At 63.3% G+C, this 15,002-nt stretch carries 13 protein-coding genes; 9 read left to right on the top strand and 4 right to left on the bottom strand.

The genetic code is table 11. The features are described 5' to 3' along the window. Positions 1–43: 43 nt before the first annotated feature. Positions 44–1,288 carry an ammonium transporter gene (locus GLW01_RS05425; RefSeq protein WP_160898407.1) on the top strand — a complete coding sequence of 415 codons (1,245 nt, stop codon included), beginning with the start codon at positions 44–46 and terminating at the stop codon, positions 1,286–1,288. A gap of 65 nt (positions 1,289–1,353) precedes the next feature. On the opposite strand, the gene GLW01_RS05420 is transcribed toward GLW01_RS05425, so the two are convergent. From GLW01_RS05420 to speE, 3 genes are read right to left on the bottom strand one after another with little or no spacing between them, the layout of a single operon-like run. After that, positions 1,354–2,211, bottom strand: a complete 858-nt coding sequence (locus GLW01_RS05420; protein WP_160898406.1) for a class I SAM-dependent methyltransferase — start codon at positions 2,209–2,211, stop codon at positions 1,354–1,356. Next, entirely contained in the window at positions 2,208–3,422 is a 1,215-nt protein-coding gene (locus tag GLW01_RS05415) for an MFS transporter (protein WP_160898405.1), read from the bottom strand. Before GLW01_RS05415 ends, GLW01_RS05420 begins: the two co-directional genes overlap by 4 nt. Positions 3,423–3,465: 43 nt before the next feature. Further along, positions 3,466–4,353 (bottom strand): polyamine aminopropyltransferase, encoded by an 888-nt coding sequence (speE, locus tag GLW01_RS05410; protein WP_151440676.1) that lies wholly within the window; start codon positions 4,351–4,353, stop codon positions 3,466–3,468. 120 nt (positions 4,354–4,473) lie between these two features. Between speE and speA the strand changes: the two genes are divergently transcribed. From speA to GLW01_RS05370, 8 genes are all read left to right on the top strand, one after another. Further along, entirely contained in the window at positions 4,474–6,363 is a 1,890-nt protein-coding gene (speA, locus tag GLW01_RS05405) for a biosynthetic arginine decarboxylase (RefSeq protein ID WP_151440677.1), read from the top strand. Positions 6,364–6,480: 117 nt separating this feature from the next. After that, positions 6,481–7,077, top strand: a complete 597-nt coding sequence (locus GLW01_RS05400; RefSeq protein WP_202405577.1) for a sigma-70 family RNA polymerase sigma factor — start codon at positions 6,481–6,483, stop codon at positions 7,075–7,077. Then, on the top strand, positions 7,074–7,715 hold the full coding sequence (locus tag GLW01_RS05395) for a ChrR family anti-sigma-E factor (RefSeq protein WP_151440679.1): 642 nt from the start codon (positions 7,074–7,076) through the stop codon (positions 7,713–7,715). Before GLW01_RS05400 ends, GLW01_RS05395 begins: the two co-directional genes overlap by 4 nt. An 11-nt stretch (positions 7,716–7,726) precedes the next feature. After that, positions 7,727–8,470, top strand: coding sequence for an SDR family NAD(P)-dependent oxidoreductase (locus GLW01_RS05390; RefSeq protein ID WP_202405576.1), 744 nt, complete (start codon positions 7,727–7,729; stop codon positions 8,468–8,470). Between the two features lie 80 nt (positions 8,471–8,550). Further along, on the top strand, positions 8,551–10,326 hold the full coding sequence (locus GLW01_RS05385) for an acyl-CoA dehydrogenase C-terminal domain-containing protein (protein ID WP_160898403.1): 1,776 nt from the start codon (positions 8,551–8,553) through the stop codon (positions 10,324–10,326). Between the two features lie 78 nt (positions 10,327–10,404). Beyond that, positions 10,405–11,310, top strand: coding sequence for a phospholipase A (locus GLW01_RS05380; protein ID WP_160898402.1), 906 nt, complete (start codon positions 10,405–10,407; stop codon positions 11,308–11,310). Positions 11,311–11,523: 213 nt separating this feature from the next. Next, complete coding sequence (locus GLW01_RS05375) at positions 11,524–12,399, top strand: LysR family transcriptional regulator (RefSeq protein ID WP_151440683.1); 876 nt, start codon at positions 11,524–11,526, stop codon at positions 12,397–12,399. A gap of 61 nt (positions 12,400–12,460) precedes the next feature. After that, positions 12,461–14,320 (top strand): sensor domain-containing diguanylate cyclase, encoded by a 1,860-nt coding sequence (locus tag GLW01_RS05370; RefSeq protein WP_160898401.1) that lies wholly within the window; start codon positions 12,461–12,463, stop codon positions 14,318–14,320. A 5-nt stretch (positions 14,321–14,325) separates the two neighbouring features. Here GLW01_RS05370 and GLW01_RS05365 read toward each other — a convergent pair whose 3' ends face one another. Beyond that, entirely contained in the window at positions 14,326–14,967 is a 642-nt protein-coding gene (locus GLW01_RS05365) for a TetR family transcriptional regulator (RefSeq protein ID WP_095616398.1), read from the bottom strand. Positions 14,968–15,002: the final 35 nt, after the last annotated feature.

Raw genomic sequence — 15,002 nt, 5'->3', positions numbered from 1 at the left:
CCATTCCCGAAGTTGAAAAGCCTTGTGCGGAGGGCTTATTCCAATGGAAAACACAGTTAACGAACTGCAGTTTGCGCTCGATACCTTCTACTTCCTGATCTGTGGTGCCTTCGTCATGTGGATGGCGGCAGGCTTCACCATGCTTGAGTCCGGACTGGTCCGGGCCAAGAACACCACCGAGATCCTGACCAAGAACGTTGGTCTCTATTCCATCGCCTGCATCATGTACATGGTCTGCGGTTACGCCATCATGTACGGCGGCGGCACCTTCCTGTCCGGCATCATGGACCCCGGTGTCTCCGAAGGCTTCACCTATGAAGCGGTTTCGACCTACGCGCCGGCCTCGGATTTCTTCTTCCAGGTCGTGTTCGTGGCAACCGCCATGTCCATCGTCTCCGGCGCCGTGGCTGAACGGATGAAGCTCTGGGCGTTCTTCGCCTTCACCGTTGTCCTGACCGGTTTCATCTATCCAATGGAAGGTGCATGGACCTGGGGGGGCGCTACCGTATTCGGCATGTACAACCTCGCTGACCTCGGCTTCAGTGACTTTGCCGGTTCCGGCATCGTGCACATGGCCGGCGCGGCCGCTGCCCTGGCCGGCGTTCTGCTGCTGGGCCCGCGTAAGGGCAAGTACGGTCCCAATGGTGAGGTGCGCGCGATTCCGGGCGCCAACCTGCCGCTGGCCACACTGGGCACCTTCATCCTCTGGATGGGCTGGTTCGGCTTCAACGGCGGTTCCGTGCTGGCAGCGGCCAGCGTTGAGTCCGCCAATTCCATAGCCATTGTGTTCCTCAACACCAACACCGCTGCTGCCGGTGGTGCCGTGGCTGCACTGATCGTCTCCCGGCTGATGTTCGGCAAGGCCGACCTGACCATGCTCCTCAACGGGGCGTTGGCCGGACTGGTTGCCATTACCGCCGAGCCCTCCACCCCGACACCGCTGACTGCCACGCTCTTCGGCGCCCTTGGCGGTATCCTGGTGGTCTTCTCGATCGTGACACTGGACAAGCTGCGTATCGACGATCCGGTAGGCGCCATCTCCGTCCACGGTACTGTGGGTCTCCTGGGCCTGCTGCTGGTGCCGATCACCAACGGCGGCGCGAGCTTCAGCGGCCAGATCATCGGTGCCCTGACCATCTTCGTCTGGGTCTTCGTGGCCAGCCTGGTTGTCTGGGGCATCCTCAAGGCCGTGATGGGCATCCGGGTCACCGAGGAGCAGGAGTACGAAGGCCTCGACATTGCCGAGTGCGGCATGGAAGCCTACCCCGAGTTCGAACACACCAGCTGATCCGGACAACGCGTAACAAAGCAGGGAAGACAGGGGCGCCCCCACGGGGCGCCCTTTTTCATGGTTCAGCCAGTACCGGCCGCCACCACGCGCACCACCGCATCGCCACGATTGGATGGCAGCTCCACGTATTCCCGGTATTCCGCCGGGTCATGGACCCGCACGCCGGCAAAACCAGCCCCCCGGAATACCCGCTCCACCTCACCAGCATCCGCGAAATGGAAGGTCACATCACTGTCACTGAGCCGCCCCAGCGCGTTCGCCCCCATACGGATGGCCCGACTGAACGCGCCACTGCGTGGCACAAGATAGGTCTCCATGAGATATCGACTGCCTGGATGGCGCGCACCAAGAGCGGCTATGCGTTCCCAGAACGGGACCATATCCTCAAGCGTGAAGTAACTGGTCAGCCCCTCGGTGATCACCACAATGGGCTCACCGGGCCGGAAGCACTGCTCAACCACGCTTTCCATGGATTCCGGCCCTTCCCGGTGAAAGACATTGAGCGGCACGACCTGATGCCCCTCGCTCAAGGCCCCCTCCTGCTCCAGGGCACGGCGCTTGCGCTCGGCCATGCCCGGCATGTCGGTCTCCACATAGGTCAGCTCCGGGAAACACTGCCGGAAGCGGTGGCCTCGGGGGGACAGGCCGCTGGCAATCTCCAGCACCTGGGTAACACCCTCCTCCCGGATCCAGTGCTCCAGAAGGTGGTCCATGATGCGGTGGCGCTGCAGCAGGATGGTGCGCAGGTTGCTGCCGCCCAGAGTGCGACTCAGCCATTCCACGGGTACCAGCCCGCGGTACAGCCAGGGCCCCGCCCCGGACCCAAGCCATTGGGGCGCCAGGTCGTTGCGGCGCCAGACCTCCCCGGTATAGAGGCCAGTGAAGCTTATGGATGCGGTGTCGTCGGACTGTCGTTTCATGATTCGGAGGCCTCCCCTGTCCATAGCCCTGAAGCGGCGGCCGCCCGCTGCCAGTAGACCAGCATCGCCAGGCCCACACCGGCAACCGGCAATGAAAGCACCAGACTCCCGGACCAGCCCAGCAGGTGATAGAGCGCACCCGCTGTCAGTGCGCCCACCGCGGCCAGGCCGGAGACAACCGTATCGTTGATGCCCTGGATACGGTGCGCCCGCTCCGGTGAGTGGCACAGCGTCAGGAACGCGCTGCCACCCACGTAGAGAAAGTTCCAGGCGACCCCAAGGAGAATGAGTGACGGAACCACGAATACCGGCGCCCTGCCCGGCATCCCGATGAGGGCGGATAACGACAGCAGCAGAAAACCGAGCGTCAGAACACGGCCATGCCCCAGTCTCTCCAGCAACCGCCCGGTGAAGAACGAGGGCAGGAACATGGCCACCACATGGAGCTGGATGGCCACGCCCACCAGCGTGTGGCTGCCCGGCCCGCTGTTGAGGGCCAGCGTGGACTGGACCATGAGCAGGTTCATGACCATATAGCCGGCACCCGCGCAGTACATGGCCAGAAAAGCTCCGAAGCCGGCCATGGCGGGTGGGACGGCGGGCGCCGGCGCCGCCTTCCCTGCATCCGGTGCTGTCCCTCCGGCATTGAGCCCCGGCACCGTGAGCATGACCAGGAAAGTGACCGCACCAGCCAGTGAGAAGATCAGGTAACTGTGGGCGAAGGACTGGCCTTCGAACAGGGCCCCGGCTTCCAGCGTGAGCAATGGCGCCAGGATGCCGGCCAGGACGCCACCCGCTGTGACCAGCGCCACCGCCCGCCCTCTCAGCTCCGCTTCAACCCCATCGGTGGCGGCGAACCGGTAGTAGTTGGCGTGGGTAATGAAGATGCCCAGCAGCACATGGCTGAGGATCAGCCCGGTGAAGGAGCCACCGCGGATGGCCAGATAGCCGGTCACACCCGCCGCCATGGCGAAACAGGCGCCCATCAGGAAGACGGGCCGCCGCCCCAGAGCCCCCATGAGCCTTGAGACCGGGTAGGCGCACAGGATCACAACCGCGAACTGCAGGCCATAGGGCAGTGTGGTCATCCAGGGGGTGGGCGCCAGTTCCGAGCCCACAATCGCGGCGACCGACACCGAGGCCACCGCACAGGTCAGAAACAGGGCCTGGCACAGAGCCAGCAGATAGACACGTTGCTGTTGTCGGGTCATTCAGAGCACTCCTTTGCGTTTGCGTCCGGTTCCAGTCGAGGCTTCACCCTTCGCCGCCGACGGGATGATCCTCGCCGATGATATCCTGCAGGAAGGGCGGTGTCGCCAGGGCTCCCCGGTGCACGTCCGCGCTGTAGTAGCGGGTCGGGAAGGGGCGCGCCCCGGCATCCGCCTCCCGGAAGTGTTCGAGCGGCGTCACCTTGCCCGCAATGGTGCAGCTCCACCAGCCCGTGGGGTAGACGGGCTGCGGGAACACCAGCGTCTTGCTGTGATGGTAGCCCGCAGCTTTCATGTCCTCATGCGCCTTGCGGATGATCGATTTCGGCCGCTCCATCAGCGGCGACTCGGTCTGCTGCACCATCAGGCCGTTCTCCCCCAGCGCCATGTAGCAGTCGCGGTAGAAATCCTTCGTGAACAGCCCTTCCGCCGGGCCCACCGGGTCCGTGCTGTCGATGATGATGACATCGAAATAGCCCGGATCCGTGTCCTGGATCCACTTGATGCCGTCGCCGAAGAAGAAATTCGCGCGCGGATCCTCATTCGCCTCGCACAGCTCCGGGAACCACTGCTCGGAAAGCTCTGTCACACGCTGATCGATTTCCGCCTGCCAGACCTCTTCCACACCGTCATGGCGCAGCACCTCGCGCAGCGTGCCGCAGTCACCACCGCCAATGATGGCGACCCGCCTGGGATTGCGGTGAGTGAACAGCACCGGATGGGCCATCATCTCGTGGTAAAGGAAGTTGTCCCGGGTGGAGAGCATGACGCAGCCATCAATCGCCATCAGATACCCGAATGTCTCGGTCTCGTAGATGCTGATGCTCTGGTAGGGCGACTGCTCCGCGTGCACCCTCCCCTTGATACGGAGCGAGAAGGCAATGGACTCCTCCGGGTAGATCTCGGTGAACCAGTTATCGTCGAGTCCGCTCATGGCTCTCTCCTGCGCCTGGGTAAAGGGATCATTGTACGACCCGCCGGCAACGGACAGAAGCCTGTTCCATAAACGCCCGCGGCCTTACAATCCCCGGAAAGCCATCTGCCCGGAGCCCGCATGCACAGTGATACCCCTGGCCGCACCTGGAACATCGATCGCTGGAGCGAGGGCTACGTCACGGTCGGCACCGGAGGTGAGCTGCGCATCAACCCCGATACCCGGAGCCCAGGGGTGTCGCTCGCCGAGGTCGTGGCACAGGTGCAGCGCGAGGGCGCCCGCCTGCCAGTGCTGATCCGCTTCAGCGACATTCTCCGCCACCGTGTGAACCGTCTGTGCCGTGCTTTCAATGAGCCCATCCGGAACCTTGGCTACGAGGGAGGCTACACCGCTGTCTACCCCATCAAGGTCAACCAGCAGCGCCGCGTGGTGGAAGAGATCCTGCGCAGCGAACCGGCCGCGGGAGAGGGCCAGATCGGTCTGGAGGCCGGCAGCAAGCCGGAACTCTTCGCGGTGCTGGCTCTGGCCCCACCCAATGCCCGCATCATCTGCAACGGCTACAAGGACCGCGAGACCATCCGCCTCGCCCTGATGGGGCAGCGCCTCGGCCACCGTGTCTTCATCGTGGTGGAGAAAGCCTCGGAGCTGCCGCTGATCCTGGACGAATCCCGCCGGCTGGGTGTCCGCCCTCTCATCGGGGTTCGCGCGCGGCTGGCCACCATTGGCGAGGGCAACTGGCAGAACACCGGCGGCGAGAAGTCCAAGTTCGGGCTCTCCGCGCAGCAGGTCCTGACGGTGGTGGAGCAGCTGCGTGAGGCCGATGCCCTGGATCGCCTGCAGCTGCTGCATTTCCACCTGGGGTCCCAGATCGCCAACATCCGGGACATCCAGACCGGCCTGCGCGAGGCGGCACGCTTTCACCATACCCTGCACGAAGCGGGCGCGCCCCTGAATACCGTGGACGTGGGCGGCGGCCTGGGCGTGGACTACGAGGGCACCCGTTCGCGCAGTGCCTGCTCCATGAACTACAGCATGGAGGAATACGCCCGCCAGGTGGTGCAGACCTTCCACGAGTCCTGCACCCATAACAACCTGCCCCACCCGCACCTGATCACCGAATCCGGCCGCGCCATGACCGCCCATCACGCGGTACTGGTGACCAACATCATTGACCGGGAAGCGCCCGAGGCGGCCATCCCGGAAGCGGTCCCCGAAACCGCCCCGGCGCCACTGCGCAGCCTCTGGGCGGATTATCAGGCGCTCAGCGGCGACGGGCCCGAACGCTCGGCCGTCGAGATCCATCATGATGCGGCGCAGGCCATGGCGGACGTTCAGACCGAATTCGCCCATGGACTGCTCTCTCTGCAGCAGCGCGCCCAGGCGGAACAGCTCCAGCGCCAGGTGGCCATGCGGCTGCGCACCCGCCTCAACCCCGGCAACCGCGTGCACCGCGACCTGCTTGATGAGCTTAACGAACAGTGCGCGGAACGGCTGTTCATGAATCTTTCGATCTTCCAGTCACTGCCGGACATCTGGGGCATTGACCAGATATTCCCCATCCTGCCGCTGCAGGGACTGGACCAGCCGACCACGCGACGGGCGGTGCTGAGGGACATGACCTGCGACTCCGATGGCCGCATCGACCACTACGTGGATGGCGACGGGATTGAGACCACCCTGCCCCTGCCCGATGCCACGGACGTGGATCAGCTCGCCTTCTTCATGACGGGCGCCTACCAGGAGATCCTGGGGGACATGCACAACCTGTTCGGCGACACGGACGCCGCTGATGTCAGCCTGGATGCCGCGGGCAACGCCCAGGTCACCCACCTGGCCCAGGGTGAGACGCTGGCCAGTGTGCTGCGCCAGGTCAACCATGACCCGGAGAACCTGTTCCGCCAGCTGGAATCCCGGATCGAGACCGCCGGACTGGCGGACGAGGAGCGTCTGCGGCTTCTGGAACAGATCCGCCAGGGGCTGGGGAGCTACACTTACCTCACCGACCACTGATCCGTACCCGTACCGCCCGCGTAATTCTGTCCAGGTTTGGATTTCCCAACATGGCAACGGGCACCTACAATGGAACTCATAAGAAGCAGCCAGACGGCAGCAACCAAGAGTCGCAACGTGACCACAGCCCCGGACAGTTCGCGCGCCGAGCGCAGCAAGGACCACTGGAGCCAGCTTCTGGAGCGGGTCGCCAGTCATCAGGACAGGGCGGCCTTCCACGAGCTGTTCGAGCATTTCGGTCCCCAGATCAAGTACTATGCCATTTCCAATGGCATCGCCCATCAGGCGGAAGAGCTCGTCCAGGAGGTCATGATCTCCATCTGGCGACGCGCCTCCACCTATGACTGGCGCAAGGCGGCTGCCTCCACCTGGATCTTCACCATTGCCCGTAACCAGCGCATCGATATGCTGCGCAAGATCCAGCGCGGCAGCGCCGAGATGGCCATCGAAACGGAAGACCTTTGGCAGATCCCCGGTGACGATGAGAAGGATCCAGTGCCCTCCCTTCACCGTATCATTGCCGAACGGCGTATCCGGGACTCCTTCGAACACCTGCCACAGGAACAGCTGACCGTGCTCAAACAGGTCTATCTCGAACACAAGTCGCACCAGGCCGTGGCTGAGGATCTCGACATTCCACTCGGTACCGTCAAGAGCCGCGTCCGTCTGGCACTGGGCAAACTGAAAGTGATTCTTCAGGATCAGGATCTATGAGTACCCATCATCCCGATGAAGTCCTTCTGATGGAGTACAGTGCGGGCACGCTCTCCGAGCCCATGGCCCTGTGCATGCGTATGCATCTCGACCGGTGCTCCCATTGCCGCGGCCAGCTGGACATGCTGAACAGTCTGGGCGCGATCATGCTCGACCACAGCCAACAGGCCAGCCGGGTCTCAGACGATCTTTTCGACAATATTGTCGCGCAGATTGACAGCGAACCGGCGCCCCGTGAGGCGGAGACGGAAAAGCCCGCCCATGATTCCCCGCTCGAACGGCTGCTTGGCAGTGACCTTCAGGAGCTGCCCTGGAAGCGCCAGCTGGCGGATGTCAGCGTCTATGACCTGAGCGACCGGTTCCCCGGGGATGAGCGCGTCACCCTGCAGAAGCTGTGCGCGGGTGGACGGGCCCCTTCCCACAGTCACCACGGCTCCGAGGCCACACTGGTGCTGACCGGTGCCTTTGCCGATGCCAATGGTGTATTCAGCAAGGGGGACTTCGTGATCCTTGATCAGCACCACGACCACCAGCCGGTGGCACTGCACGGTGAGGACTGCATCACCCTCTCGGTGATGGACGCCCCCGTGAAGCTCACCGGCCGGCTGACGCGGCTGCTCAACCCCTTCATCCGCTAGCCCCGGGGCTGATGGATACCCTGGTTGCCGGAATCAGTGGTGGCATCGGCCTGGCGCTGGCGGCCCATGAGCTGCAGCGCAATCCCGAAACCCATGTGGTTGGACTGAGCCGTAACGCTTCCCGGAACCACGAGGCCTGCACCCTGGCGGAGGCCTTTCCCGGGCGGCTCAGCCTGGTGGATGCGGATGTGGCCGAGAGGGGCACCCTGGATGCTGCCCTTTCTGACCATTTACCCGGGGATGCCCGGGTTACCCGCATTCTCTATGCCGTTGGTGTGCTCCATGGCGAAGGGCTGTTTCCGGAAAAACGGCTGGAGGACGTGGACCCGGAGGCCATGCTGCACAGCTACCGGGTCAATACGCTGGGATTCCTCAACACCGTACAGGCGCTGCTCCCATGGCTGCGCCACCGCGATGCCAAGCTGATCGCCGCGGTTTCCGCCAAAGTCGGCTCCATTGGCGATAACAGCTATGGCGGCTGGTACGGCTACCGCTGCAGCAAGGCCGCCCTCAATATGGCGGTGCGCAATCTCGCTATCGAAACACAGCGCCGGCTGCGGCCCGCAACCGTGGTGGCCCTGCACCCCGGCACCACCGAAACGGCCCTGACCGCCCCCTTCCCACAGTCCCTGGCTCACCTCAAGGTGCACAGTCCCGCTGATACCGCCGCCAACCTGTGGACGGTTTTGGACGGGCTGGGTCCCGAGGACAGCGGTCGCTTCCTGAGCTGGGATGGCTCGGAACTTCCCTGGTAACCCTGAACCAGCAGCCCGCCTCATCCGTAATCACTGGTACATCCTGAATCTCCATTCACCTCACCATAGCGAGGCGTTTCATGGCCTACGATGCACCGGTTACCGATTACCGCTTCCTCCTTTACAACGTACTCGGCGCCGATCGCCTGTGCGAACTTGAGCCCTACGCCGAGGCCACTCCGGATCTGATCAACGCCATCCTTGAGGAAGGCGGGCGTTTCATGCGGGACATCATGGAACCCACCAATGTGCCGGGTGACCGTGAGGGCTGCCAGTTCAATCCGGACGATGCCAGCGTCACAACGCCTTCTGGTTTCCAGGAGGCCTACCGCCAGTTCTCCGAAGGCGGCTGGACCTCGCTGGACGCGCCAGTCGAGTACGGCGGCCAGGGCCTGCCGCACATCCTCAAGTTCATTATCGATGAGATGGTGTGCGCCACCAACCTGTCGCTGGGCATGTACCCGGGGCTGACCCACGGCGCCATCAGCACCCTGCACGAGCACGGCTCCCGGGAACTGAAGGACACCTACCTGGAGAAACTGATCTCCGGCGAATGGACCGGCACCATGTGCCTGACCGAACCCCAGTGCGGCACCGACCTGGGCCTGATCCGCACCAAGGCCCAACCGGATGCCGACGGCAGCTATCGGGTCAGCGGCACCAAGATCTGGATCACCGGCGGTGAGCACGACCTGACAGACAACATCGTGCACCTGGTGCTGGCCAAGCTGCCAGACGCGCCCAAGGGCACCAAGGGCATCTCTCTGTTCGTGGTGCCCAAGGTCATCCCCGAAACCGGTGAGCGCAACAGCATCTTCTGTGGTGGTCTGGAGCACAAGATGGGGATCAAGGGCTCTGCCACCTGTGTCATGAACATGGACGAAGCCAGGGGCTGGCTGGTGGGTGAACCCCATGACGGCATGCGCCAGATGTTCACCATGATGAACGAAGCCCGGCTGATGGTAGGCATGCAGGGGCTTGGCCTGGCCGAATCCGCCTACCAGGTGAGCCTCGGGTTCGCGAAGGAGCGCCTGCAGAGCCGCTCCCTGGCCGGCCCGAAAAACCCGGAGGGCCCTGCAGACCCGGTCATTGTCCACCCGGACGTGCGCCGCATGCTGATGCGCCAGAAAGTGCTTAACGAAGGCATGCGCGCCATGGCCCTGTACGCCGGGCATCAGCTGGACCTTTCCAAGGCCCACCCGGACGCGGAGACCCGCCAGACGGCGGACGACATCGTCCAGATCATGACCCCTGTGGTAAAAGCCTTCCTTACGGACGAGGGCTACGCCAACGCCAACACCGGCCTGCAGGTCCTCGGCGGTTCCGGCTTCACCCAGGACTGGCCCATTGAGCAGTACGTGCGCGACGGTCGCATCGCGCGCATCTATGAAGGCACCAATGGCATCCAGGCCATGGACCTGGTCGGACGCAAGCTCAGCCTGCACAAGGGCCGCCTGGTGCAGAGCCTGTTCGCAGACATGACCGACTACCTGAAACAGCATCCCGACTGCGCTCACCGGGACCAGCTGAAAGCCGCACTGGCAACCCTCGAGGAAGCCGTCAACTGGCTGAACACCAACGCACGGCAGGACCCGGAGCAGGCTGGTGCCGCGGCCACGCCCTTCCTGCGACTCACGGGGCTTACCGTCATCGCCTTCATGTGGGTGCGCATGGCTGAGGCTGCCCGGCAGGCTATCGCCAGTGGCGAGGGCAACCAGGCCTTCAATGAGGCCAAACAGGTCTCAGCGCGTTTCTTCTTCGACAAGCTTCTTCCGGAGAAGGATGCCCTGCTCGCGGACATCGTGGACGGCAAGGAGAGTCTTATGGCCCTCGATGACGACCAGTGGGCCCTGTAAGCCATCACGCCGCACCCGACGCCGGGCCCAGTGCCCGGCGTTTTTGTGTGCGACCCATGCCTGGCGTAAACTCCGACTATGAAGCGACTACACCACCTGACACTGCTGATGACCTTCCTGATCGGGCTCTACACGGTCCCCAGCCCGGCACACCCTCATGAGGACACCGACAGCGAAGCGGAGGCAACCTCCGAACCGCACCCCCGGGAGCGCATGCTCGGCGAGTCAAGCATCCTCCAGCCGCACCGGCGTAACTACCTGCTGCCGGCCACGCGGACGGGATCGCCCAACCAGATACCCACCACCCCCACCTATACGCCGCAACCCCATGGCGAGCAGGTGGAAAAGGAGGAGGTCAAGTTCCAGCTCAGCTTCCGCCTGCCCCTGCTGACCGGTGTGTTTGAAGGCCCCAACCGGCTGTGGTTCGGCTACACCCAGCTGGCGTTCTGGCAGCTGTACAACACCGAGGAATCCTCGCCGTTCCGCGAGATCAACTTCGAACCCGAAATCTTCATGACCCATAACCTGGGGTGGGAGATTGGCCCGGGCGAACTCGAAACGCTCATCATCGGTCTCAATCATGAATCGAATGGCCGTGAAGAGCCTTTTTCGCGCAGCTGGAACCGCGTGAAGGCGGGCATGGTCTACAGAACCGACAACTGGACGATCGCCCTGGAGCCCTGGTACCGGCTCAAGCCCTCAAGGGCAGAAGACGATAACCCGGACATTGAGCGGTATCTCGGATATGGCGAGCTCAACGCGGTCTACAACCCCACGGGAACCCACGCACTCGGCATCTCGCTGATGAATAATCTGAGGGATGAAAACAACCGGACCTCCGTCGAGATCAACTGGTCCTTCCCGGTAAGCGAGTCCATCAAGGCCCACATCCAGTACTACAACGGCTACGGTGAGTCCCTCATCGACTACAACGAACGCACCCACCGCATCGGGCTGGGCGTCTCCCTGAACGACTGGCTCTGAGCAACAGCGGAATCGGAAAGGAATGGGCAGGCGGACGCCTGCCCATGGAAGGGGCTGCCGGCCAGCCGAGGAGCCTGACCGGTAACCGGCTGCATCACAATGCACGGGCAAACCCGCTCTTCCCTGAACCCGCGCCTTGATGCTGGTTACACTTTACTCACGGCAATCGATGATGGAAAATGATTATTTCTATTCGATCCGTGAGTTCTGCTCATGATTCAGCGGCACCATCTTGAAATCCTCATGGCCCTGCACGAAAAGGGCACCCTTGGCGAAGCCGCCAGTCACCTCTGCCTGACCCAGTCGGCCCTCTCCCATTCCATGCATAAGCTGGAGGAGCAGAGCGGGGCCCGGCTGTGGTCCAAGCAGGGCCGGCGCCTGCAGCTGACGCAGGCCGGCAGCTACCTGCTGGAACTGGGCCAGCAGCTGCTGCCGCGTCTGCAGGAGGCGGATGCGACCCTGCGCGCCTTCGGTGAAGGGCGGCGCGGCCGCCTGCGGATCGGCATGGAATGCCATCCCTGCTACGAATGGCTGCTGACGGTTGTCCAGCCCTACCTGCGGCGCTGGCCGGACGTGGATCTGGACGTGATCCAGAAGTTCCGCTTCAACGGCCTCGAAGCCCTGACCCAGCACCGGATCGATATCCTCATCACCAGCGATCCCGTGTTCAGCAGTGACCTCTGCCACACACCGGTCTTTGACTACGAGCTCATGCTCGTGGCCGCGCAGGAACACGCCCTTGCCGGCGGCGGTGCCGTCACGCCGGAGCGCCTCAGCCAGACACGACTGATCCACTTCCCGGTGGCCCGGGAACGGCTGGATGTGTTCACTCACTTCCTCTCACCGGCCGGGCTGGAACCGCTTCACCAGCAGGAAGTGGAAGCCATGGAGATCATGCTCCAGCTGGTGGCGGCCAACCGGGGGGTCTGTACCCTGCCGGACTGGCTGGCTGAACGCTATCGCGACAGCCACCCCATCGCTACCCGGCGCCTGGGTGAGGAAGGGGTCCACAAGACACTGTATCTGGTGTACCGCCAGGCCGACGCCGGCATTGATTACCTGGCGGACTTCGTGGGTTACGGTCGGTAACCAGAGAGCAACACGGCATCCCGGGGCCGCCACTACACTGAGCGGAAAAGGGATGCTGATAATGAGCCGCATACTGATTCGGTTGCTACTCTACGGACTCCTGCTGCTGGCAAGCCCCGCGTCCGCAGAGACTGCCCAGTGGTCCGGGAACGAACGGAACCTCCCACTTGAGGGCCATACCCAGTCGTGGGTCGACACCAGTGGCGACGCCAGCCTCGGTGACGTCCGCAGCCTGCCGCGTGAAGCCTGGACCCCGGAAGAGCCGCCGTCCATCAGCCACGGCTATGTGGATGAGCCCTACTGGTTCCGGACCCGGATCCACAACCCCACGGACGCCCCGCTCAGTCCCTATCTGGAAATCGGTTACCCCGCACTGCACCACATTGACCTGCATGTACTCAGTGGTGGCGAGACGGTCCAGACACAGACCATGGGCAATCAGCTGCCTTTCGGGCAGCGCCCGCTGGAACACCGTAATTTCGTGATTCCGCTGCAACTCGCACCCGGGGAAACACTGACGGTGCTCATGCGCGTGGAGACGGGCAGCTCCATGCAGGTGCCGCTGACCCTCTGGGAATCGGAAGCGTTTCTGGTCTATGAACAGTCCGACCTGCTGTTCCAGGGCATCTATTTCGGCATTGCCGTGGCCATGATCTTCTATCACATCTTCGTCTACATCGCGGTGCGCGAACGGGCCTTCCTCTACTACATCGGTTACATCTCCGCCATGCCACTGTTCCTCGCCACGCTTGGCGGCCTCGCCTACCAGTTCCTCTGGCCCGGCGCGACCTGGTGGAACAACCAGCTGATGATGATCTTCCTGATGAGCGTGGTGGTCTTCGGTGCCCTGTTCACCATCCGCTTCCTGTCCATCAACAGCGACAACCATCCCTTCCTGCTGCGGGCTACCTCAAACCTGATCGCTGCCGCCCTGCTCATCATCCTGGTGGCCCTCTTCGTGCCCTTCAGCACCATTGTACTGCCGAGCATCGGCGTGGCCTTCGTGGCCTGCTGCCTGATGCTTCTTGTGGGGATTGTCCGTCTCCTCAAAGGAGTACAGGCAGCGCGTTACTATACGGTTGCCTGGTTCGCGATGCTTGCCGGCGGCATCATCCTGGCCCTGAGCAAATTCGCCCTGCTGCCCAACACCGTGTTCACCCAGAACGCGGTCCAGGTGGGCTCGGGCCTCGGAGTCATTGTGCTCTCATTCGCCATTGCGGATCGCCTCAACAAGGAGAAAAAAGCGGCGCTGGAGGCTCAGCAACAGGCCCTGAGGGAAGAGCGCAATGCCCGAATGGCGCAGGCGGAGACACTGCGGGTCCAGGAAGAGGCCAATACACGCCTGGAGCATCGGGTGCACGAGCGTACCGAGGCCCTGGAAGCCGCCAATGCCAAGCTGCTGGAATTCAGCACAACGGACGCCCTCACCGGCCTGCGCAACCGCGGCTACTTCGAAGAGGTTTTTCCGAACTATTGCGTGGAAGCATTCCGTTACCGCCAGCCGCTGTCCGTAATGGTCCTGGACATTGACCACTTCAAGGCCTTCAACGACCGTTACGGGCACCTGGTGGGTGACGACTGCCTGCGGATGGTGGCGGAATGCATTGCCAACCTGGTGACACGCCCCGAGGACATTGTCGCCCGCTATGGTGGCGAGGAGTTCGTGGTGGTGCTCCCGGATACCACGGCTGAAGGGGCCCGCTGCGTGGCCGAGCGGATCCGCCGGCGGGTGGCCGAAACGCCTTTCCAGGTCTCCCGGGAGACCATCCACCTGACGGTAAGCATCGGCATCAGCGGCCGGATTCCCGAGACGGTTGAGATCACGCAGCGCCTGTTTGAGGACGCGGACCAGGCCCTATATGCCGCCAAGCATTCCGGACGCAACCGGGTCACTGTCGACGGCGACGGGCAGCCGGCCTGAGTGCTCTAGGAGCCTGCCAGCCTGGCATCCAGACCCGGGGAAAGGATCTCGGCCATGGCCCCCATGAACTGGCGGCGCAGGAAGCGCTCCGTCTCCTTCTGGATGGCTTTCTGCTGCTCCGGGTACTCAATGTAATCCATACCGCGGAACAGCATGAACCGGACCACGGTCCGGGCAATGTCCAGCACCGTGGTCCGGTCCACCTGGGGGACCAGCTCCCGCTCGGTCACGTCATCGGCCATCTCGCTGGCGGCCTCCTCCAGCTGCCGCGCCAGGGCCTGCCTGAGCACCAGTGAGGGCCCGTGAAGTTCCCGCACCGCGACCATGACCACCGCCGGGTTAACGCGGAAGTACTCGTACACGAAATAGACCGAATCGTGGGCTGCCTGGTCCGAGGTCGCCGCCGCTGTGCGCAGACGCCGGACCTGACGCTTGACCTCGGAGGCGATGCATTCGAGCACGAACAGGCCGAAATCATCCAGATCCGAGAAGTGACGGTAAAAGGTGTTGGGATTGAGGCCGGCTTCACGGGCCAGCTCCCGGATACCCAGCGAACTGATGCTGCGACTGCTGGTCACCAGGCGCAGCGATGCCTGGAGCAGTTTCATCTTCCCTTCCGGGATGGACTGGGTGCCAGGTCCGATCATCGGCCTCTTTCCACTGGTTCACTCGGGTTCACGGG

The sequence above is a fragment of the Vreelandella halophila genome, from assembly GCF_009856365.1.
In the GTDB taxonomy this organism is placed as follows: Bacteria; Pseudomonadota; Gammaproteobacteria; order Pseudomonadales; family Oleiphilaceae; genus Halospina; species Halospina utahensis_B.
This window is presented reverse-complemented; position numbering and strand designations above follow the sequence as displayed.

What these genes read in the sequence shown, in the direction of transcription:
- speE (WP_151440676.1), bottom strand. Translation starts at nt 4,353, where the DNA reads ATGAGCGGACTCGACGATAACTGGTTCACCGAGATCTACCCGGAGGAG.
- GLW01_RS05375 (WP_151440683.1), top strand. Translation starts at nt 11,524, where the DNA reads ATGATTCAGCGGCACCATCTTGAAATCCTCATGGCCCTGCACGAAAAG.
- GLW01_RS05390 (WP_202405576.1), top strand. Translation starts at nt 7,727, where the DNA reads ATGGATACCCTGGTTGCCGGAATCAGTGGTGGCATCGGCCTGGCGCTG.
- GLW01_RS05420 (WP_160898406.1), bottom strand. Translation starts at nt 2,211, where the DNA reads ATGAAACGACAGTCCGACGACACCGCATCCATAAGCTTCACTGGCCTC.
- GLW01_RS05365 (WP_095616398.1), bottom strand. Translation starts at nt 14,967, where the DNA reads ATGATCGGACCTGGCACCCAGTCCATCCCGGAAGGGAAGATGAAACTG.
- GLW01_RS05395 (WP_151440679.1), top strand. Translation starts at nt 7,074, where the DNA reads ATGAGTACCCATCATCCCGATGAAGTCCTTCTGATGGAGTACAGTGCG.
- GLW01_RS05370 (WP_160898401.1), top strand. Translation starts at nt 12,461, where the DNA reads ATGAGCCGCATACTGATTCGGTTGCTACTCTACGGACTCCTGCTGCTG.
- GLW01_RS05385 (WP_160898403.1), top strand. Translation starts at nt 8,551, where the DNA reads ATGGCCTACGATGCACCGGTTACCGATTACCGCTTCCTCCTTTACAAC.
- speA (WP_151440677.1), top strand. Translation starts at nt 4,474, where the DNA reads ATGCACAGTGATACCCCTGGCCGCACCTGGAACATCGATCGCTGGAGC.
- GLW01_RS05380 (WP_160898402.1), top strand. Translation starts at nt 10,405, where the DNA reads ATGAAGCGACTACACCACCTGACACTGCTGATGACCTTCCTGATCGGG.
- GLW01_RS05425 (WP_160898407.1), top strand. Translation starts at nt 44, where the DNA reads ATGGAAAACACAGTTAACGAACTGCAGTTTGCGCTCGATACCTTCTAC.
- GLW01_RS05415 (WP_160898405.1), bottom strand. Translation starts at nt 3,422, where the DNA reads ATGACCCGACAACAGCAACGTGTCTATCTGCTGGCTCTGTGCCAGGCC.